Below are 20,044 nucleotides of genomic sequence, written 5' to 3' on the forward strand. Positions count from 1 at the left end.
AAGAATTACACAGGAAGCCGTGGTTCGAGCAAGATACTTCAGCTGATCGTCCGCATGAACGAAAGATATTCTTCTGCTCCGGGTGCACTCCACCCTTGGAGCAGAAGAATCCGCGGAATCAGCCGACGCGGCCGACGCCTCCGAAGAGGTACACGGGCTTGGGCGTCGCACCTTCGGTGTCCGGGCGCCACTGCGAGCAGCTGACCACGCCGGGCTCCAGCAGCTCGGTGCCCGCGAACAGGTCCTCGATCTCGGCGGCGGTGCGCGCCCGGATCGGCGTGCCGCCGCGCTCGGTCGTCTCCCGCATCGCGCGCAGCATCGGCTCGCCGTGCACCTCGGCGGAGGAGTGCGTGAGCACGAAGAAGCTGCCCTCGGGCAGCGCGTCGACCAGCTCGCGCACCACCCGGTACGCCTCCTCGTCGTCCATCAGGTGGTTGACCACGCCGAGCATCATCAGACCGATCGGCCGGCTGAAGTCCAGGGTCCGCTTGGCCGCCTCGATGATCTCCTCGGGTCGCCGCATGTCGGCGTCGAGGTAATCGGTCGTGCCCTCGGGGGTGCTGGTCAGCAGTGCACGGGCGTGCGCGAGCACGGTCGGGTCGTTGTCGACGTAGACGATGCGGCTCTCGGGAGCGAGGCGCTGGGCGACCTCGTGGGTGTTGTTGGCGGTCGGCAGACCGGTTCCGACGTCGAGGAACTGCCGCAGGCCCTCGGTCTTCACCAGATGGCGCACGGCGCGCACGAGGAACGCGCGCTCGGCGCGGGCGCCCTCCGGGATGTCCGGGATGTGCGCGATCACGGCGTCCCCGGCCTCGCGATCGACCGCGTAGTGGTCCTTGCCGCCGAGCCAGTAGTTCCAGATCCGCGCCGACTGCGGCGTGTTGATGTCGATCTCCACCGCTTCCAGCTCCCTCCACCGTGGTGCCGTGAATCCTACGCGGGAGAGGTCACGCGGAAGGGTCGTGCCGATATCCTCTGCGACATGGCCAGGAGGTCCGGATCCCAGACGCGCGAGGCGATCCGCGACGCCGCGACCCGGCTGTTCACCGAGCACGGGTACGCCGACACCTCGGTCCGCGACATCGCCTCGCTGGCCGCCACCGATCCGGCGCTGGTGATCCGGCACTTCGGCAGCAAGGAGCTGCTGTTCCTGGACACCATGCACCTGAGCATCGACGACGAACCGCTGCTGAACGTGCCGCTGGAACGGCTGGGCTCGCGGTTCGTCGAGGTGCTGCTCGACTCCGACAGCCGCAGCCGCGCGATCTACCTGGCGATGGTGCAGGGCAGCGGCAACCCGCAGATCGCCGCGCGGCTGCGCGAGACCCACGAGACCTCGTTCGTGCAGCCGCTGCGAGTGCGGATGCGCGGCCCGGACGCCGAGGACCGCGCCCGCTCGGCCGCAGCCCTGGTGGGCGGCCTGCTCTACGCGCTGTGGGTGGTCGGCGACCAGCAGCTGGCCGCCGACCGAGCCGGCCTGGTCGAACGCTACGGAGAACTCCTGCAGCGACTGCTCACGCCCTGATCACTGCACCGACCAGCCGCCGTCGGAGGGCAGGATCGCGCCGTTGAGGTTCACCCCGTCGTCGCTGAGCAGGAACGTGATCGAGGCGGCCAGCTGCGGCGCCGTCGCCACCGGCGGCATCAGCCCCGTGAACCCGCCCGTGCGCTGCCTGCCGAACTCCGACATCTCCCCGATCGACGCGCTGATGCCGGTGGCCACGCCACCCGGCGCGACCGCGTTGACCCGGATCCCCGACGGCCCGTACATGAAGGCGGTGTTGCGGGTGATGCCGAGAACCGCGTGCTTGGAGGCGGTGTAGGCGACCCCGGCGGCGTTGCCGCGCAGCGAGGCCTCGGAGGCGACGTTGACGATCGAACCGCTGCCGGCCGCCAGCATCGACGGCAGCGCGGCGCGCGTGAGCCGCATCAGGCCGTCGACGTTGACCCGGAAGGCGCGTTCCCAGACGGCGTCGTCGAGCTCGTGCAGCGGGCTGAAGTCGTCCATGACCCCGGCGACGTTGGCGAGCCCGTCGATGCGCTCGCCCGCGGCGGCGATGATCCGCTCGACGTCGGACGCCTGCGAGATGTCCCCGGCCACGGCGACCGCGCCGGGCAGCTCGGCCGCGAGCTCGTCGAGCGGACCGGCGTTGATGTCGGCGGCGACGACCCGGCCGCTCTCGCGCGCGATGCGCGAGGCCGTGGCGCGCCCGATGCCGGAGGCGGCACCGGTGACGATGACGGTCTTGCCCTCGAAGCGGCCGGGCACGAGGCGCTCCTGCCAGCCGGGCGCGACGCCCTCGACCTCCGGCATGACCCCGCCGTTGACCCGCAGCACCAGGTCGTCGACGGCCTCGCGGCTGAACGCGCCCTGGCTGAGCTCGACCAACTGCTCCAGCGGCATCCCGCTCACCGGCGCCAGCGCCTCGGCGTCGCGGCCGGAGCCGGCCAGCAGCTCCTCGATCAGCGGCCTTCCCTCGGGGTGGCTGAGCCACTCCCCGATCGAGCTCCTACCGCTCAGCACGTCACCCACCGCGCACCTCCACAAGCCAAGTCAACACTGTTGACTTCACTCTACCCGGACTCCGCACACCCCTGACCAGGCAACACCGCCACAACCCAACGACCACCCTCACTCCCCAACCCGGAAAACCGCCGCAATCCGGTACCCGAATACGGCCGTAATCCGCCACCGGGAAAACCGGGGCAGTCCGCCGTCGGAAAACCGCCGTCATCCGTTGACCGAAAACGGCCGTAATCCGCACGGCCCCGTGGAGGGCGGGGTGTGGCGGTGGTCAGTTGATGCCACCGTTGGCGCGGAGGACCTGGCCGTTGATCCAGCGGCCGTCCGGACCGGCGAGGAAGGACGTGACCGCGGCGATGTCGGCCGGGGTGCCGAGGCGTTCCAGCGGGGGCTGGGCGGCGAGGCGCTCGACCGTCTCCTGGTCCTTGCCCTCGAAGAACAGGTCGGTGGCCGTCGGTCCGGGAGCCACGGTGTTGACCGTGATGTCGCGGCCGCGCAGCTCGCGGGCCAGCACCATCGTCATCGCCTCGACGGCTCCCTTGGTCGCCGTGTAGGGGCTGTAGGTCGGGAAGGCCAGGCCGACGACCGAGCTGGAGAAGGTGATCAGCGCTCCGCCGTCGCGGATCCGGCGGGCCGCCTGCTGCGCGACGGCGAAGGCGCCCCGGACGTTGGTGCGGTACACGTCGTCGAGGACGGCCAGGTCCAGGTCGGCGACCGGGGACAGCGCCATCTTCCCGGCCGCGTGCGCGACGACGTCCACCCCGCCGAACTCGGCCTCGGCGGCGTCGAACATCGCGGCCACCGCCTGCTCGTCGGCGACGTCGGCCTGGACGGCCATCGCGCGCCCACCCGCCGCATCGACGGCCCGCACGGCGTCCTCCGCGAGCCGCTCGTTGCCCGCGTAACCGGCGACGACCGCGAAGCCGTCCGCGGCGAGCCGGGTGACGACGTCACGGCCGATGCCGCGCGAACCGCCGGTGACGATGGCTGTGCGTGTCATGGTGTTCCTCTCGTCGGTGACGAGCACCAGCCTGCGGCGCGGCAACGGGACCATCCAGTTGCCGCTGACCCGGGGGTCGCCGTCCCCTGGTTCGGCTCCGATCGTCCGGCGGAGACTGGAGGGCGTGAACCTCGGCGAGCTCGGCGATTTCCTCAAGAAGCGGCGCGACCGGATCCGGCCCACCGACGTGGGGCTGCCCTCCGGGCCTCGACGCCGGGTGCCGGGGCTGCGCCGCGAGGAGGTCGCGCAGCTCACCGGTGCCTCGGTGGACTACTACATCGAGCTGGAGCGCGGCGGCGGTGCGCAGCCGTCGGAGCAGATGCTCGCCGCCCTCTCCCGCGCGCTGCGGCTCACCCGCGACGAGCGCGACCACCTCTACGCGCTGGCCGGACGCCCGCTACCGCTGCGCGGCGGCTCGGCCGCGCACGTGCACCCGGGGATGCTCGACCTGCTGGACCGGTTGTCGGGCACGCCCGCGCAGGTCATCACCGACCTGCACGTGACGCTCGTGCAGAACGACCTCGCCGTCGCGCTGCTCGGGCCGAAGGTGCCGGACAGCGGGATGCGCGCGAGCTTCGTCCACCGCTGGTTCACCGACCCGAGCTCCCGCGCGCTGTACCCGGAGGAGGACCACGCGCACCACGCCTGGACGTTCGTCGCGGACCTGCGCGCCGCGGTCGCCCGCCGCAATCCCGACGATGCGGAGGCCCGCGAACTCGTCGACGACCTCAAGGTCCGCAGCGCCGAGTTCGCCGACCTGTGGTCCCGGCACGACATCGCCGTCCGCCGCGACGAGCGCAAGCGCCTGGTCCACCCGGAGCTCGGCACGATCGAGGTCAACTGCCTGAACCTCGTGAGCGAGGACTGCCGTCAACGCCTCCTGTGGTTCACCCCCGCCGTCGGCACCGACTCCGCCGACAAGCTCGACCTCCTGGGCGTCCTCGGCACCCAAACCCTCGCTCCGGACCGCTCCTGAGGCCGCGGTTTTGTCCGAGCGGCCCGGTTGGCCAAAGCTGTGAGCTGCGAAGACATCCGGAAATGTCTCGCGGTGCAGGTGTGCCCATTGATCCGTGGATCTCGGGCCGCCGGGTGCCTAACGTGGGCGTCGACCCGAGCGGGACTCCTCGGCCGACAGGGGGTGCCGGGGAGTCCCGCGGGGGTCAAGGCCGGATCTGGATGTCGAAGAAGACGGGACGGAGGTCCTCCGGGAAGAACTGCCGACCGTCCTCGTCGACCATCTTCCACGCGATCTTGCAACGACCGGGCTCGTTCCCGGTGAAGACCGGAACGGCGAGCGTGACCGTCTCGCCGGGCGACACGTCGCCGACCGAGACCCGCTGCGGAGCGGTGCACGCCGCGTCGCCCTCGCGGAAGACCTGCGCCAGGTACCGGCCCTCCCACGGTTCCCTGCCGACGTTGCGGACCTCCCAGGTCTTGGCGAAGTTCTGCCGCATCGCGAACTCGGTGCCGTCCGGGACGGTTTCGCTGAGCATCAGCGACGCGTCCCCGGGGATCGGGCGCTGCTCCGGCATCCACCACCAGACCGCGCCGATCACGACGAGGACCGCCGCTACGCCCGCGACCAGCCACTTCGGCCATCGCCGGGGCTCCGGCCGGGGAGGTTCCGGATCAGGTTCGGGAACGGTCCGCGCCGACTCCCAGCGCTTCGACCACTCCCGGCGCGCGGTGCTCTCGTCCTGGCCGAGCACCCCGACCGCGAGGCAGCGGACGAACTCCCACGTCGTCTCCCACGACGGCAGGTCCTTGCCGCGCGCAGCAGCCGACAGCGCCGACTTCGACGCCGCTGCGCCGAACTCGCTGCGCATCCGGTCGTAGGACGGGTCGCCCGCAGCTTCCTTCAACTCGCACAGCTGCCAGGCGAACTCCGCGACCGGGCTCTCCTGCGGGTCCGGGCGCTGCTGCTTGCGACCGCGCTTGCGCGAGTCGTCTTCCCTGATCACAGAACCGTCCACGCCGTTCATTCTTGCGCAACGCCCACCGAGCCCCCGAGCCCAGCCGACGAAAGCGGCGGCCGACCCACGTCGTGGATCGGCCGCCGTTCACCGCTGCTGAGCGCGTCGCCGCGAGCGCGGACGTCAGCGCAGGGCGTTGAGGGTCAGGGTGAACACCTCGGGGTCGCCCGCGTTGACCTTGCCGCTGTGGTCCTCGCCGGCGTTGGAGCTCACGTCGTCGTAGGCGAACGCGTAACCCTTGCCGTCGGGCAGGTTCTCGTGCACCACGCGCGCGTAGTGGTTGGTGATGTCGTTCTGGTAGAACGTCGCCGGGTCTTCCTCGTGCGGCTGGTTGGGGTTGATCAGCAGCGTCGTGCGGTTGAACGCCGCCGCCAGCCGCGGCACGATCGCCAGGCGCTCCTGCGAGTCGCTGCCCGGGTTGTTGGCGAACGGCCCGCTGTTGCAGCCCCAGATGTCCACCGAGGACGGCTTGGCGAAGCGCTCGGCGCCGAACACCAGCTCCTCGCCCTCGACCTTGCCCTCGATGATGCCCAGGTCGGAACGCTGGGTGTCGACGAACAGCGACTCGCCCGCGTACTTGGCGTAGACCTCGTCGACGTAGGGCTCCATGTAGCCGGCGAAGTCGTCGGGCCGGTGGTTCGGGTTGAGCACCCGCACGACCTTGCCGTTGGCCTCCTGCACCAGCGTGGCCCAGTTGCCGCCCATGCCCTTGAGGGCCTCGGCGACCTTGTCCATGCCACCGGTGGGCATGCCGGGAACGCTCTGCTCACCGCTGCCGGTGGTGGTCAGGTGCAGACCGATCGGGGCGGCGACGAAGTCGACGTAGCTGATGTTGGCGTAGAGCTGCTCGGCGTTGAGGGTGAACTCCGCGAACGTCCAGTCCTTGCCGAAGTTCGGGTCCTCGCTGGAGACGAAGTTCGGGTGCACGACCGAGGTCGTGCCGTCGGCGCCCTGGACGACCTGGAACTCCAGGGTGTCGTTGAGGGAGTAGTACACGCGAGCGCCGTACATGCGGGGCACGGTGACCTCGACGGTGCCGTCGACCGGGATGGCCACGTCGTCGCCGATCGGCGCCGGCTCCGGGCCACCCGCCTCGGGGAAGTACGGGGTGCCGTCCGCCTTGATGAAAACGGCCTTCTTCTCGGCGTCCGAGAATCCGGCGATGTAGGCGTTGGCCGGACCGCCGGAGTTGTTCTGCAGCACGAACTTCATGCTTTCCGGTGCCGCCGAGGCGAATGGAGCGCTGATCGCCTGGGCCCAGAACGGTGCCGTGAGGGCCGCAGCGGAATATCCGAGAAACCGCCGACGAGAAACCATGTGGATACCTCCAGAGACAACGGGACCACCTCGTTGGGCAGCCGATCCTCTCTCGTGATCGATCCCGAAGTCTGCCTTTCTGGACGAGTCTTTCCATACCCCCAAAAGGACCGAAATCATCACACCTGAACATTATTCAACGCAACCGCACATTCACCGTTGAATGCGCAAGGCGAGGGCGACATTCCGACAGATAAATGTGAATGCGCTCGAATCGGCCCATCAAAATCCGTGATTTTCGCGGGTGAACCGAAAACTACCTCTATACGTACACCGCGTACAGGGATACCGGTTCCGACTTTCCCTTCAGCTCCACGTCCGGCCGTTCTTCGAGCTCCGCCGGAGCACCCGCGACCAGCTCGCGGGTGCGCTCCGAGATCAGGATGGTGTCGCCGGTCTGCCGGGTCGCGGCCTCGATCCGCGCCGCGACGTTCACCGGATCACCGATGACGGAGAACTCGAACCGACCCGCGCCACCGACGTTGCCCGCGACGACGACCCCGGTGTTGACCCCGATCCCCACCGACAGGTCACCGCCGAACTCCTCGCGCACGGCCGCCGCGATCGCCAGCGCCGCCAGCAGCGCCTGCCTCGGGTGGTCGGCGACGCGCCGGGGCGCGCCGAACACCGCGAGCAGCCCGTCCCCCACGAACTTGTCCACGTGACCGCCGTGCTCGCGGATCACCGGTACCGCTCGCTCGAAGAGCCGGTTGATCGTGCCGACGATCTCGGTCGCGGAGATCGTCTCGGAAAGCCCGGTGAAGTCGCGGATGTCGATGAACATGATCGACACCTCCACCTCTTCCCCGGCGAGATCGGTGCCCTCCCGGAGAACGTGCTCGGCGATGGCCGGATCGACGTAGGTGCCGAACGCGGATCGGATCTGCTCCCGCTCCGCCAAACCCACGACCATCTCGTTGAACCCGGACTGCAGCCGACCGATCTCGGTGCCGTCGTACACGGGGATGCGGATGTCGAAACGCCCCCTGCGCACCTCGGCCAGGGCGTCGGCGACACCGCTGATCGGGTCGGCCGTCGCCCGAGCGGCCAGGTACACCGTGAGCATGCCGATCACCAGGGCCGTGCCGGCCAGCACCACCATCGCCACGGCCAGCTGGGTGTCGGTCACCTGGGAGGGCGCCAAGGTCCGCAGCCCGAGCATGAACAACCCCGCCATCGGCACGCAGCTGCCCAGCGCCCACGCCAGGACGCTGCGCACCGCCACACCGCGACCGACCCGCAGGTCGTTCGGGTCGACGCCGGTGAGCAGCCGCGCCGCGACGGGGCGGAGCAGCCGCTCGATCAGCAGGTAGGCGCACGCGGCCGTGGTCACGCCGGTGAGGACCACGATGACGCCGACCCACGCGCCGCGTTCGACGTCACGGCTCGCCTCGAAGACGGCGAACACGACGGCGCCACCTATCCACAGCCACACCTGCAGCCAGAACACCCGCAGCGGCAACCGCAGCACCGCCGCTCGCAGCTGGGCGGTGGCCGGGCCGCCGGAGGCGAGCCACCGGTTGAGCCCCCGCTGCCCCCGAATCCCCGCGACGACGCCGATCAGCGCCGCGAGCAGCATGTACGCGGCCGCGGCCAGGATGTAGAAACCGTTGGGCAGCATCCGGTCCGGCGGCAGCGGGATGACCACGAGGTTGAGAGCGAGGACCGCCACGGTCCCGATCAGGTTCGCCAGCACGACCACCGCGGCGACGACGACTCGCGTCAGGTCCGCGAGCACCCTGCCCTCGGCGTCCTCCAACCGGACATCGGCCCTCAGGAACGCAGGAAGGTACCGCACGAGGACGCGAGCAGGAGTCACGTCGCCACGGTAATCGAACGCGGTGACGCGATGTCGAGCACAGCGCGGTCTCGCGGGCGCCGGACCGGTGGTTCGGCGCCCGCTGCCCGGACCGGGATCAGAACAGGTCCGGCACCTTCCAGCCGTCGAGGTCGTACTCGTCGAGGAAGCTCTCCGCGAAGCCCTTCATCTGCTCGACGCCGCCGCGGTTCTGCGCGGCGAAGAGGAGCTCGGCCTTGACGTTCTCGTGGTTGCCCGAGTAGTTGCGCTCGTAGAGCTCGTGCCTGCCGCCGAACTCGGACCCGATGGCGTCCCACAGCGCCTTCATCACCTTGACCCGGTCGACGGCGGTGACCCCGTTGGAGCCGCGCACGTACTTGTCGAGGTACGGCCTGACCTCGGGGCTCTGGAAGTCGGCCGCGCCGGAGGGCAGGTAGATCAGGCCGGAGGCCACGTCCTGCTCGATGATCTCCTTGACCCGCGGATAGCCGTGGATCATGAACATCCGGTAGGTCAGCCCGTACTCCAGCTTCGGGATGACGGCGTCACCGACCCACGGCTCGGGGTCGCGCGCCATCGACTCGGTGAGCGACCAGAACAGGTTGCGCCAGCCGATGACCTCGCCGACCCGGGTCTGCACGCCCCGGAACCCGCCGGATCCGGTCGCGTCGAGGGCCTTCATCAGCAGGCCGGCGATGAAGTCGAGCTTGACCGCCAGCCGGGTGCAGCCCTGGAAGGTGAACCGCGGCAGGAAACCGGACTGGGGGAAGAAGGCGTTGATCCGGTCGACGTCGCCGTACATGAACACGTTCTCCCACGGCACCAGCACCTTGTCGAAGACGAAGATGGTGTCGTTCTCGTCCATGCGGCTCGACAGCGGGTAGTCGAACGGCGTGCCGTTCTGAGCCGCCTGCTCGGTGTAGGAGGGGCGGCAGATCAGCTTGACCCCGGGAGCGTCCATGGGGACCGTGCAGATCAGCGCGAACTGCTTCTTGCGGATCGGCAGCCCGTAGTGGGCGATGAAGTTGTAGTTGGTGATCGCCGATCCGGTCGCGACCACCTTGGCCCCGGAGACGACCAAGCCGGCATCGGTCTCCTTCTCCACCTTCATGTACACGTCGCCCACCTCGTCCGGCGGCAGCTGCCGGTCCACGGGCGGGTTGATGATCGCGTGGTTCCAGTAGAGGACCTTCTCCTGCGACTCGCGGTACCAGCGCTCGGCGTTGGCCTCGAACGGCGCGTACAGCTCCTTGTTGGCGTGCAGGGTCCCGAGGAAGCTCGCCTTGTAGTCGGGGCTGCGGCCCATCCAGCCCCAGGTCAGGCGGGCCCACTGCGCGATCGCGTCGCGTTCCTTGATCAGGTCGGCCGAGGAGGTCGGGGTCTTGAAGAAAGGCATGGTCACGCCGCCGTTGCCGGTGTCGGTCGGCACCGTGAGCGCGTCGAGGTGCGGTCCGGTGTGCAGCGCGTCGTACAGGCGCGCGGTCATGCGGACGGGGTTGCGGAAGGCGGGGTGGGCGGTGACGTCCTTGACCCGCTCTCCGTGCAGGTAGATCTCCCGGCCGTCGCGGAGGCTCTCGATGTACTCGTCCCCGGTCATCGGCCGCGAGGCGAAGTTCGCCTGCCGGTTGGCGGGAGAGTCCTGCGCCGGGTTGACCTCGGGCGCGCTCGCCGCGAACTCCGACTCCTCGGGGGCGGAGGTGAGGGTGTCAGCCATCTGCTTCTCCTTTGATCTCGATGGTTGTGCGGGGACCTCAGCTGGACCGCGCGGGAACGGGGTGGAACCGCGCCGTCTCGTCGAACCAGCCGGCGTGCGGGTCGTCCTGGCATCCGAGCCAGACCGTGTCGGACGTGCGCTGCCCGATGTGGTGGAAGGCGCTGTCGTGGAACAGCAGCGGAGCCCGGTCGGTCGTGCGGACTTCGACGCATTCGCCCAGGAAGAGCACGTGATCGCCTCCGTCGTCGGCGCGCCAGGGATCGCAGATGATCGACGCGGCGGTTCCCGCGAGCGCGGGTGCGCTCGGACCGTCCACCCACGGCAGCGGATCGGGGCTCGGTCGTCCCGCGAAGTGCATGGCGACGTCGACCTGGTCGGCTGCCAGCACGTTGACGGCGAACGACGTGCCCTCCAGGTGACCGGCGGCCTTCGTCGTGCGCGTGAGCGCGACCTGCACGAGCGGCGGCTGGAGCGAGATCGGGGTGAAGGCCGTGACCGTGGCGCCGTGGTAGTGCCCGTCCTGAGTCCGGCAGGTGATGACGGTGACTCCGGTCGCGAAGCGGCCGAAGGTCGATCGCAGGGTGCGCGGATCCATGTTCTGCTCCTTCGCAGTGGCAGGACCTGCGGAAATGCGCGGTCCGGAACTAAGCGGTGACGCTAGGTCGAGCCGCTGGCCCGGGCGATCCGCTCTGCGAACGACCGATCCGGATTGCGCATCGGACAGCGTCGAACTGTTATGCGCGCCACTCCCGAGCACGTACGATCGGTGCATCACGAAGGAGTGGTATGAGCACGACCGGCACGTTGACGGCCTCGTCCGAGGAGCTGGACGGCTTCTCGGCCTCGGTCGCGCGCGCCTACTTCCCCCACGACCTGGCGATCAGAGCGCAGGCGGCGGGCCCTGCTGAACTCCGGGCCGTGGACCTCGGCCCGATCCGGCTGGCGCGCATCGGCTGGGGCTCGGAGGTCGCCGTCGAGTCCGACCACCCGGGTGCCTGGGCCGTGAACGTGCCGCGCAGCGGGGTCCTCGAGGCCCGCGTCGGCGGTCGGCACGTGCTCTCGCTGGACGGGCAGGCGACGGTCTGCCCGCCGGACCAGCCGACCCGGATGACTCGCTGGTCAGCGGATTGCTCGATCGTCGGGATGCGCGTGGACCGCGATTACCTCGCCGACGAGGTCTCCGCGCTCGTCGGCATGCACGTCGACCGGCTGCCCGCGCAGCTGGACCTGCGCACCGGTGGCGGCCGGACCTGGATGGCGCTGCTGACCTCGATCGGCGCGGAAGCGCTGGTCTCCCCCGAGCTCGCGCGCGATCCTCGGGTGAGCCGTCGACTGGCGGGCACGCTGTCGGCCGCGTTCGTCACGGCCTGCTTCCCGGAAGAGCCGATGCAGGGCGAGATTCGCCCGCGGATCGTGTCCAGAGTGGTCGCGGCGATGGAGGAGGACCCGGCCCGGGACTGGACGGCTTCGGACCTCGCCCGCACCGCCGGCGTCGGAATCCGGCGCCTCCAACAGGGCTTCCGGCACTACCTGGGTTCCACGCCGACGCAGGAGCTGACCGCGATCAGGTTGCGACGAGTGCACGCGGACCTGCTGGCCGGCAACGCGGACTCGGTCACCGAAGCGGCCTACCGCTGGGGTTTCACCCACCTGGGCAGATTCGCAGCCGCCTACAAGAACCACTACGGAGTAACCCCCTCCCACACCCTCCGCTGCACGTGAAAAAAGAGCCCACCTGCAAAAACGCAGACAGGGCGCGGGGGCAAGGGCGAGGGATCCGGAGAAAGGCGACCACCGCACCGTAGGGGGCTTGGGGAAGTCGCTCCCCAAACAATGACGGGAGCGATAAAAAGCGAAAACATCGCGGAGTGGGCCCAACGCTTCACAACACGAACACCACACGAAGCGCTGGTCCATGAGCAGGTCGGGAACGACACTCAAAACGAGGAGCCTGCGGAAAGCGGCCACCGCACCGTGGGGGCCTGCGGGGGCTCGGCCCCCGCAACTAACACAACGGGACGAGCCGGTTCGCGCATTCCGCGAACACAACTCGCCCCGAGTTCGGTGGAGCTGAGGGGAATCGAACCCCTGACCTTCTCGATGCGAACGAGACGCGCTACCAACTGCGCTACAGCCCCTCACCAGAGGTTCAAGCCCTCCGGCTTTGTTGTGAGGGAAGCTTAGCAAGTCCCGCGTCGGGCTCTTGCGGCACCCCCCTCTTCGCGAGGATCACTCGCCGGCCGCCCGCCGGTAGGGCTCCCAGGTGCGCTCGTCGAGCTCGTCGAAGACCGGGTCTTCGTCGTCGATCTCGACGCGGACGCCGGGGACGACGGGACGGATGTCGGCGGCGCGGTCCTGGGCGGACACGGGCTCCGGCCTGCGGTCGTCGGCGACCTCGTCCTCGTAGTCCTCCACGAACTCGTCGAGCTCGTCGAACTCCGGGTCACCGGCGTAGTCGTAGTCGTCGTCGAGGTCCTCGCGGCGGTAGTCGTCGCGCTCGTCGTAGTCGACCTCGTCCTCTTCGGGCTCCAGGTCGTCGCGCTCGCCGTTGATGCGCGCGAGGCGGCGGGCCCGGATGTCCTCTTCGATGCGGACCTGCCTGCGCAGGTAGGTGAGGTAGCCGACCAGCGACAGGTCGACGACGGCGTGCCCCCACCACAGGACCGGCCACAGCAGCGCGGCCAGCAGCCCGGTGGTCACCGCGAGCAGCAGCATCGTGAGGACGATGCGCTGCCTGCGCGCGTACTTGGCGCGGGCGACCAGCGCCGCGGCTTCGGGGTCGTAGCCGCCCCGGCCAGGACGGTAGCGGCGCCCGGCGCGGACGTCCTCGCTGTTGACGGGGCGCCAGTCCTCGTCGTGTTCCTCGAAGGTCTCGTCCACGTCCTGCTCGTCCACGTCCAGCCCGGGTTCAGGCATCCCGACCTCCACCCTGTCGGTTGTCGCGGCTTCCGACCTCGCCGGTCGCCGATCACTGCCGCGTCGCACGACTCGGGCGGCGAGCGCGGAATCGGTGGTCTTGGACACTTCTTGCCGGCGGCGGGCGAACATGGGCACCAGGACGACCAACCAGGCCGCCGCCAGCGCAGCGAAGATCAATGAGCTCGGCATTCCTCGCCACCTCCCCTGGCCACCGGCAGTGCACAAATCTGCGATCGCCACGCTAGTCACATCAGTCACTCGTGTCTCGCAGCCACGCCGCGCAACAGTTGTGCCTCCGACTACAGAACCGCACGAACAGAGCAGTCGCGAGCAACATCGACACCGGCGTGTCGCCTTCCACACCGCCGAATGCGCTCGTTCGAACGACCATCCGGCCCAACCTCAGGCGCGTTGCCGCAGCTCAGTGGTAACGGTGTGCGTTCGATCTCAGAAGTCAGCAGCGGGTGGCGCCGCCGGAGCGGATCAAGCGGGCGACGGCTCCGTCGGGGATTTCCTCGGTGGTCAGGGCGTAGACGTAGTGGTCCCGCCAGGCGCCGGCGACGTCGAGGTACCGCTGGAACAGCCCCTCTCGGCGGAACCCGGACTTCTCCAGCACGCGGATGCTGCGGTCGTTCTCCGGGCGGACCGTGGCCTCCAGCCGGTGCAGCCCGACAGAGCCGAAGCAGTGGTCGACGGCCAGCGCCACGGCGGCCGGGGCCACTCCCCCGCCGGCCAGCCTGCTGGCCACCCAGTACCCGACCCACGCCGAGCGCAGCGCACCGCGAACGACGTTGCCGATGGTCAGCTGACCTGCGAACTCGCCGTCGACGACGATCGCGAACGGCAGCGCCTGGCCTCGGCGGGCCATGCCCCGCAGCGTCGCCCACTGGGCGGGCCAGGCCGAGGGCGAGTTGCGCTCCCGCCAGCCGCCGAGGGCGGTCGGCTCCCACTTCTGCAGGTAGTCGCGGTCTTGCAGGCGGGTCCGGCTCCACAGTCCGGCGTCGCGGAGCCGGAGCGGGCGCAGGGCCACGGTGCCGCGGGCGGTCCGCAGCGGACCGAGCCGCGCGGGCCAGCCGGGGTGGCGCCCGATCGGGAACCCATCAGAGTCGGTGGGCTGCATCCGCGCTCACGAACGCTGCGAGAGGAACCGCACCTGCACGTCCTCGCCCGCCGCGACCTCCGTGATGTCCTCTTCCACGACGATCAAGCAGTTCGCCTCGGCCAGCGACGCCAGCAGGTGCGAACCGGAGGTGCCCAGCGGCTGCACCAGGTAGGAGCCGTTCTTGGGGTCGCGCAGCAGCTGCCCGCGCAGGAATCCGCGACGGCCCTTGGTCGCGGTGATCGGCGAGAGCAGTTCGGCGGAGACGCTGCGGCGGTTCGGGTTCTCCTTGCCCAGCGCCGAGCGGATCAGCGGCCGCACCAGCACCTCGAAGACCACCAGCGCGCTGACCGGGTTGCCGGGCAGCACGAACGTCGGGATCTCGTCCGGACCGAGCCGGCCGAAGCTCTGCACCGAGCCGGGCTGCATCGCGACCCGGTCGTCGTCGAGGGATCCGAGGTCGGCCAGCGCCGAGCGCACGTCGCCACCTGCGGTGCCGCCGACGCCGCCCGCGATCACCACGATCTCCGACAGCAGCAACCGCCCTTCGACGACCTCGCGCAACCGGCGCGGGTCGTTGCTGGCGATGCCGACGCGGGTGACCTCGGCTCCGGCGTCGCGCGCGGCGGCGGCGAGGGCGTAGGAGTTGACGTCGTAGACCTGGCCCTGGCCGGGCGTGCGGTCGACGTCGACGAGCTCGTCACCCAGGGAGATGATCGAGACGCGGGGACGCGGGTGCACCAGCACCTTGTCGCGGCCCACCGCGGCCAGCAGCCCGACCTGCGCGGAGCCGATGGGCGCCCCGCGCCGCACGGCGACGTCGCCGGTCTGCACGTCCTCGCCGGTGCGGCGGACGAACGCCGCTGACGGGACCGGCTGCTGCACGGTGATCTTGGCGGGGTGCTCGTCGGTGTAGCCCAGCGGGACGACGGCGTCGGCGAGAGTCGGCAGCGGGGCGCCGGTGGCGACCCGCACGGCCTGCCCGGGCTGCAGCCTGCGCGGCTGCCGCGAACCGGCCGGGATCTCCCCGACCACCGGGAGCACGATCGACTCCTCGGCGGCCGTCTGCACGTCGACGCTGCGCACCGCGTAGCCGTCGACCGCGGCCTGGTCGAATCCGGGCAGCGCCCGTTCGGCCACGACCTCCTCGGCGCAGAGCAGCCCCTGCGCCTCCGAGATCGCCACCCGAACTGGGGCGGGCCGGACGGCGGCCGTGAGCACGCGCGCCAGCTGCTCGTCCACTGACCTCATGGCTGTCGCCTCTCCCCCGCTCCTCACCGGCGCCGGGGTCGGCCTACCCGGCGCTCGGCATCAGCTTCTGTCGATCCGGTCGGCGAGCCAGTCCCGCAGGTCCGGCCCGTACTCGGGATCCGCTAGCGCGAAGTCCACCGCAGCTTTCAGGAAACCGCCAGGATTTCCCAAGTCGTGTCGCCCACCGTGATGGACCACGACGTGAACCGGGTGTCCCTCGGAGATCAGCAACGCTACGGCATCGGTGAGCTGAAGTTCGCCACCGGCGCCGGGCTCGATGCGGCGCAGCGCGTCGAAGATGGCCCGGTCCAGCAGGTATCGGCCCGCGGCGGCCAGCGTCGACGGCGCGTCGCCCGGAGCGGGTTTTTCGACCATGCCGTTGACGATCTTGACGTCGTCGGCGTCGGTGTCGGCGACGTCGAAGGCGCCGTAGGCGGAGATCTTGTCCCGGGGGACGTCGAAGGCGCACAGCACGCTGCCGCCGTATCGGGCGCGGACCTCGGCCATCCGCTTCAGGACCCCGGTCGGCAGCACCAGGTCGTCGGGCAGCAGCACGGCGACCGCGTCATCGTCGTCGGCGAGGGCGGATTCGGCGCACCCCACGGCGTGCCCGAGGCCGAGGGCCTTCTCCTGCAGCGCGGTCTCGGCCTCGATCAGCTCCGAGGCCCGGTGCACCTTGGCCAGCAGGTCGTCCTTGCCGCGGGCCTTGAGGGTCTGCTCCAGCTCCGGGCTGGGTTGGAAGTAGTCGGCGACCGCGCCCTTGTCGGGCGACGTGACGATGATCAGGCGCTGCGCACCGGCCTCGGCAGCCTCGGCTGCCACCAGCTCGATCCCGGGGGTGTCCACGACCGGGAGCAACTCCTTGGGCACCGCTTTCGTGGTGGGCAGGAACCTGGTTCCCAGTCCTGCCGCCGGCACGATGGCGGTCCGGAACGCGGTCGGCGTGCTCGTCGGGCTGCTCATGACGCCGCAGCTTATCGGTCAAACCTACAGTGAACCCGTGAGCTCACTGGATGAATTTCGTACGTCGAAAGCGGAATGGCGGAGCCGACTCCTGCTCCAACGCGACGAGCTGGACGAACCAGCCAGGAAAGCCGACGACCAGGCACTTCTGTCGAGTCTGCTGGGCTGGTTGGCCCAACGCGAGCTGAGCGTGGTGGCCGCCTACGTGCCCGTCGGCCCGGAGCCGGGAGCGGATCTCCCGTCGGTGCTGCGCGAGGCGGGTCTGCGGGTGCTGCTGCCGATCGTGGCGGGCAAGCAGCCGCTGGAGTGGGCCGAGTACACCGGCCCGGACTCGCTGCGACCGGCCACGTTCGGGCTGCTGGAACCCGCGGGCGAGCGGTTGGGCGCTGCGGCGATCGGCCAGGCCGAGGTGATCTTGGTCCCCGCGCTGGGCATCGATCACCAGGGCGTCCGGCTCGGGCGCGGCGCCGGCCACTACGACCGGTCGCTGGTGTTTCGCGATCCGGCGGCGGAGCTGCTGGGCGTGGTGCGGGATTCCGAGTTCGTCCCATCGCTGCCCGGCGAAGACCACGACGTGCGGATGACCAGCGTCATCACGCCTGCGCGCGGGGTCGTGGAGCTGCCGATGTGACGTAGCACTGTTTGCACTGGACACCCGTTGTCTAGCATTATCGGGTTAGCACTCCCGTAGTTTGAGTGCCAAGCCCAGATTTCGGAGGTTCGCGGCCGTGCCCACATATCAGTACGCCTGCACCGAATGTGACCATCGATTCGAGCAGGTGCAGTCGTTCAGTGAGGACTCCCTCACCGAGTGCCCGCAGTGCAACGGCCGACTCCGCAAGCTGTTCAACGCCGTCGGCATCGTGTTCAAGGGCAGCGGCTTCTACCGCACCGACAACCGGTCGTCCGCGTCCTCGTCGAGCGCGAGCGGTTCGTCGTCGAGCTCCTCGGACTCCGGTTCGTCGTCGAGCTCGTCCTCCTCGGGTTCGTCGGCTTCGAGCTCGTCGTCGAGCAGCACCACTGCCGCGGCTTCCTGATTCCGCACAATTCAACCGCCGGTCACTCGAATGTGGCCGGCGGTTTTGTCATGCGCACGAAAAGTCCGATTCCCGACGGCATTTCATGATCAACAATGGCGCTCGTTAATTCTTCCGGGTGATACGAGTTGTCCCCAGGTGCCGAATCCATCCACAGATTCGCGCTTCCCCTTCCTCGCCACCGGGCACGTCCTTAACTTCGAACGCGTCCGATCTCTCCCGAAGGCACGAGGGGGCGACATGCCCGCAGACTCCCGGCTCGACCCCACGCCGCTCGACCGGCTCCGCCACCTGCTGCCGAGCAGGCGAGGCGTGCTGTGGCTGCGCAGGATCACGGCCGCGATTTTGCTGCTGCTCGCCCTGGCTCTGGCGATCAGCCAGCACTCCGTTGTGGACATCGCCACAGCCGCCACCTGAACGGCTCAACGGTGAGCAATTGCTTTCCCTCATTCGGTTACCGTTACGCTGCCTTCCAGTGCCCGCGCCCGCGCCGATCCGCGGCGAATGCGGCGCGATCATCGATCCGGAAAATCCGGACTCGCATTCTTCGAGAGGAGTTTCCACGTGCTCAAGGGATTCAAGGACTTCCTGATGCGTGGCAACATCATCGACCTCGCCGTCGCGGTTGTCGTCGGTAGCGCTTTCACCGCCCTGGTCACGGCGTTCACCACCAGCATCATCAAGCCGCTGATCGCGGCCACCGGCGGCGGGAACGTCACCGGTCTGAGCATCGAGATCGTCGCGGGCAACAAGGCCTCGACGATCGACTTCGCCGCCGTGATCAACGCCGTGATCACGTTCCTCATCACGGCAGCGGTCGTTTACTTCCTGTTCGTCGTCCCGATGAACAAGATTTCCGAGCGCCGCAAGAAGGGCAAGGAAGAGGGCCAGTCCGAGCCCACCGACGTGGAGCTGCTGATGGAGATCCGCAACCTGCTGCGCGCCGAGCAGGGCCTGCCGCGCATCGAGGGCCTGGCCACCGACGAGCAGGCCACCACGGGCACCGGCAACGGCAACGCCGCTTCGCGCAACTGACGCCTTAGCGGGCGTCGTGGTGCGGCGGCCGGTTCTCGCGGTACCAGCTCTCGCGGGTGTTCGCCGAGGTCGGCTCGGGACGGTCGTCGGAGGTCGCCTCCGGCAGCACGTCCCCGAAGATCTCGGCGAGCCTGCGGCGCTTCTCGCGTTCGGGCTTCGCCTGGGGCGATTCGCTGGTCACCCGTCCATCCTGCCTCGATCGCAGCGGTTCGCGCACGGACCGGTCTCACCGAGTGTGAAATCGGTTACAGTGAGTACGTGTCTCGCCGTCGCGGGAGACAGCGACGCAGGGAGGCTGCGATGATTTTCCTGGACAAGGCCAAGGAACTGGCCGGCCAAGCCAAGGGCAAGGCGGAGGAGCTCGCCGAGAAGGCGGGCCCCAGCGCCGCCAAGGGGCTCGATGCCGCCAAATCGAGCCTGGACAAGGCCACCGGCGGCAAGTACCACGACCGCATCGAGTCGGTGAGCGGCAAGGTCGAGGGCGTGCTCAAGCGGGACTCCTCGAACGGGGATTCCACCAAGGACGACCCCGGCTACGGACCCGGCTCCAACGGTTCGCAGGACAAGGGCCCGGACGACCCCACCGGCGGCTCGAAGCCCGGCTGATCAGCTCTGCAGAGGAAAGCGGTGGCGGTTCCCGCGCGGGAACCGCCACCGCTTCTTCGTTCCCGGCTCAGGGGGTGTCGAGCCCCGAGAGCTGCTCGATCACGTGGGCCACCAGCGGCGTCAGGGTCGCCATGCCGTCGCGGACCGAGGCCCGCGAACCGGACAGGTTCACCACCAGCGTGCTGCCCGAGACACCGACGAGACCGCGCGACACCCCGGCGTCGACCGCACCCGCGGCCAGCCCGGAGGCCCGGAGCGCCTCGGCGATGCCCGGGATCGGCCGGTCCAGCACCCCGGCGGTGGCGTCCGGAGTGACGTCCCGGGGCGAGACCCCGGTGCCGCCGACCGTGATCACCACGTCGACACCGCCGATCACCGCGGTGTTCAGCGCGTTGCGGATGTCCACCGTCTCCCCGGCCACCGCGACGGTTCCGTCGACGATGAATCCGGCTTCTTCCAGCAACTCGGTCACCAGTGGACCGATGTTGTCTTCCTGCTCTCCTTGGGCGACCCGGTCGTCCACCACGACCACGAGAGCCCGCCCCAGCCGCTGCGCGCTGCGTTCCATGCCGGTAACCGTAGTGCCAAGGTCGGGTTCGGTCAGTTCATAGGAGTCGGTGAGCTCCACCAATTTCGGCGCGATGCCGGTCACGGTGGTCGTTTTGTCGGACATGGTCCTCCCCAGGTGTCGATCGATCTTCACAACCACCCACCACTGACGCCGCGGGCGCCGGAGGCTCCGCCGCTGCGCAGAACGGGTTCTTCAAACGGGCTTCGGGCACGTCGGCCGGTCCCGCGACGCAGGAAG

At 69.5% G+C, this 20,044-nt stretch carries 22 protein-coding genes and 1 tRNA gene; 8 read left to right on the top strand and 15 right to left on the bottom strand.

From position 1 onward, the window contains the following. Nucleotides 1–118 precede the first annotated feature (118 nt). Complete coding sequence (locus tag E1181_RS10590) at nt 119–898, bottom strand: SAM-dependent methyltransferase (RefSeq protein WP_235876670.1); 780 nt, start codon at nt 896–898, stop codon at nt 119–121. 84 nt (nt 899–982) lie between these two features. Here E1181_RS10590 and E1181_RS10595 point away from each other — a divergent pair, with 84 nt between their 5' ends. Further along, complete coding sequence (locus E1181_RS10595) at nt 983–1,525, top strand: TetR/AcrR family transcriptional regulator (RefSeq protein ID WP_132673817.1); 543 nt, start codon at nt 983–985, stop codon at nt 1,523–1,525. On the opposite strand, the gene E1181_RS10600 is transcribed toward E1181_RS10595, so the two are convergent. Both E1181_RS10600 and E1181_RS10605 read right to left on the bottom strand, forming a co-directional pair. Further along, on the bottom strand, nt 1,526–2,533 hold the full coding sequence (locus E1181_RS10600) for an SDR family NAD(P)-dependent oxidoreductase (protein WP_132673818.1): 1,008 nt from the start codon (nt 2,531–2,533) through the stop codon (nt 1,526–1,528). 262 nt (nt 2,534–2,795) lie between these two features. After that, nucleotides 2,796–3,524 carry an SDR family oxidoreductase gene (locus tag E1181_RS10605; RefSeq protein ID WP_132673819.1) on the bottom strand — a complete coding sequence of 243 codons (729 nt, stop codon included), beginning with the start codon at nt 3,522–3,524 and terminating at the stop codon, nt 2,796–2,798. Between E1181_RS10605 and E1181_RS10610 the strand changes: the two genes are divergently transcribed. Beyond that, on the top strand, nt 3,508–4,500 hold the full coding sequence (locus E1181_RS10610) for a helix-turn-helix transcriptional regulator (RefSeq protein ID WP_328590872.1): 993 nt from the start codon (nt 3,508–3,510) through the stop codon (nt 4,498–4,500). The genes E1181_RS10605 and E1181_RS10610 overlap by 17 nt on opposite strands. Before the next feature lie 184 nt (nt 4,501–4,684). On the opposite strand, the gene E1181_RS10615 is transcribed toward E1181_RS10610, so the two are convergent. The 5 genes from E1181_RS10615 to E1181_RS10635 all read right to left on the bottom strand — a co-directional run bounded on the left by E1181_RS10615 (nt 4,685) and on the right by E1181_RS10635 (nt 10,921). Beyond that, entirely contained in the window at nt 4,685–5,497 is an 813-nt protein-coding gene (locus E1181_RS10615; RefSeq protein ID WP_235876671.1) for an NBR1-Ig-like domain-containing protein, read from the bottom strand. A 123-nt stretch (nt 5,498–5,620) separates the two neighbouring features. Further along, nucleotides 5,621–6,814 (bottom strand): glycoside hydrolase family 64 protein, encoded by a 1,194-nt coding sequence (locus tag E1181_RS10620; protein ID WP_132673821.1) that lies wholly within the window; start codon nt 6,812–6,814, stop codon nt 5,621–5,623. Between the two features lie 262 nt (nt 6,815–7,076). Further along, nucleotides 7,077–8,633: an adenylate/guanylate cyclase domain-containing protein gene (locus E1181_RS10625; protein ID WP_132673822.1), complete on the bottom strand. Its 1,557-nt coding sequence runs from the start codon at nt 8,631–8,633 to the stop codon at nt 7,077–7,079. Nucleotides 8,634–8,730: 97 nt separating this feature from the next. Further along, nucleotides 8,731–10,209, bottom strand: a complete 1,479-nt coding sequence (locus E1181_RS10630; RefSeq protein ID WP_235876678.1) for a 4-hydroxyphenylacetate 3-hydroxylase family protein — start codon at nt 10,207–10,209, stop codon at nt 8,731–8,733. A 154-nt stretch (nt 10,210–10,363) separates the two neighbouring features. After that, nucleotides 10,364–10,921 carry a flavin reductase family protein gene (locus E1181_RS10635; RefSeq protein WP_132673824.1) on the bottom strand — a complete coding sequence of 186 codons (558 nt, stop codon included), beginning with the start codon at nt 10,919–10,921 and terminating at the stop codon, nt 10,364–10,366. A 191-nt stretch (nt 10,922–11,112) separates the two neighbouring features. Between E1181_RS10635 and E1181_RS10640 the strand changes: the two genes are divergently transcribed. Beyond that, nucleotides 11,113–12,048: an AraC family transcriptional regulator gene (locus E1181_RS10640; RefSeq protein WP_132673825.1), complete on the top strand. Its 936-nt coding sequence runs from the start codon at nt 11,113–11,115 to the stop codon at nt 12,046–12,048. Between the two features lie 343 nt (nt 12,049–12,391). Here E1181_RS10640 and E1181_RS10645 read toward each other — a convergent pair. The 5 genes from E1181_RS10645 to E1181_RS10665 all read right to left on the bottom strand — a co-directional run bounded on the left by E1181_RS10645 (nt 12,392) and on the right by E1181_RS10665 (nt 16,558). Beyond that, nucleotides 12,392–12,464, bottom strand: a tRNA-Ala gene (locus E1181_RS10645). Between the two features lie 91 nt (nt 12,465–12,555). Continuing rightward, nucleotides 12,556–13,434, bottom strand: a complete 879-nt coding sequence (locus tag E1181_RS10650; protein WP_132673826.1) for a gephyrin-like molybdotransferase receptor GlpR — start codon at nt 13,432–13,434, stop codon at nt 12,556–12,558. Nucleotides 13,435–13,699: 265 nt separating this feature from the next. After that, nucleotides 13,700–14,365 carry a GNAT family N-acetyltransferase gene (locus tag E1181_RS10655; RefSeq protein ID WP_132673827.1) on the bottom strand — a complete coding sequence of 222 codons (666 nt, stop codon included), beginning with the start codon at nt 14,363–14,365 and terminating at the stop codon, nt 13,700–13,702. A gap of 6 nt (nt 14,366–14,371) precedes the next feature. After that, a complete protein-coding gene (gene glp / locus E1181_RS10660; RefSeq protein WP_132673828.1) occupies nt 14,372–15,595 on the bottom strand; it encodes a molybdotransferase-like divisome protein Glp in 1,224 nt (407 codons plus the stop codon). A 60-nt stretch (nt 15,596–15,655) separates the two neighbouring features. Continuing rightward, a complete protein-coding gene (locus tag E1181_RS10665) occupies nt 15,656–16,558 on the bottom strand; it encodes a UTP--glucose-1-phosphate uridylyltransferase (RefSeq protein WP_132673829.1) in 903 nt (300 codons plus the stop codon). Nucleotides 16,559–16,595: 37 nt separating this feature from the next. On the opposite strand from E1181_RS10665, the gene E1181_RS10670 reads away from it, so the two are divergent. The 4 genes from E1181_RS10670 (at nt 16,596) to mscL (ending at nt 18,630) form a co-directional block, all read left to right on the top strand. Then, a complete protein-coding gene (locus tag E1181_RS10670) occupies nt 16,596–17,189 on the top strand; it encodes a 5-formyltetrahydrofolate cyclo-ligase (RefSeq protein WP_132673830.1) in 594 nt (197 codons plus the stop codon). Between the two features lie 97 nt (nt 17,190–17,286). Then, a complete protein-coding gene (locus E1181_RS10675; protein ID WP_132673831.1) occupies nt 17,287–17,595 on the top strand; it encodes an FmdB family zinc ribbon protein in 309 nt (102 codons plus the stop codon). A 240-nt stretch (nt 17,596–17,835) separates the two neighbouring features. After that, entirely contained in the window at nt 17,836–18,012 is a 177-nt protein-coding gene (locus E1181_RS31405) for a hypothetical protein (RefSeq protein WP_165944587.1), read from the top strand. Nucleotides 18,013–18,159: 147 nt separating this feature from the next. Then, on the top strand, nt 18,160–18,630 hold the full coding sequence (gene mscL, locus E1181_RS10680) for a large conductance mechanosensitive channel protein MscL (RefSeq protein WP_132673832.1): 471 nt from the start codon (nt 18,160–18,162) through the stop codon (nt 18,628–18,630). A 4-nt stretch (nt 18,631–18,634) separates the two neighbouring features. On the opposite strand, the gene E1181_RS31410 is transcribed toward mscL, so the two are convergent. Then, nucleotides 18,635–18,811, bottom strand: coding sequence for a hypothetical protein (locus tag E1181_RS31410; protein ID WP_165944588.1), 177 nt, complete (start codon nt 18,809–18,811; stop codon nt 18,635–18,637). Between the two features lie 119 nt (nt 18,812–18,930). On the opposite strand from E1181_RS31410, the gene E1181_RS10685 reads away from it, so the two are divergent. Next, nucleotides 18,931–19,236 carry an antitoxin gene (locus tag E1181_RS10685; RefSeq protein ID WP_132673833.1) on the top strand — a complete coding sequence of 102 codons (306 nt, stop codon included), beginning with the start codon at nt 18,931–18,933 and terminating at the stop codon, nt 19,234–19,236. Nucleotides 19,237–19,303: 67 nt separating this feature from the next. Here the strand turns inward: E1181_RS10685 and E1181_RS10690 are convergent, their stop codons facing one another. Continuing rightward, entirely contained in the window at nt 19,304–19,804 is a 501-nt protein-coding gene (locus E1181_RS10690) for a MogA/MoaB family molybdenum cofactor biosynthesis protein (RefSeq protein WP_132619691.1), read from the bottom strand. Between the last annotated feature and the right edge of the window lie 240 nt (nt 19,805–20,044).

Source organism: Saccharopolyspora terrae, from assembly GCF_004348435.1.
Lineage (GTDB): Bacteria > Actinomycetota > Actinomycetes > Mycobacteriales > Pseudonocardiaceae > Saccharopolyspora > Saccharopolyspora endophytica.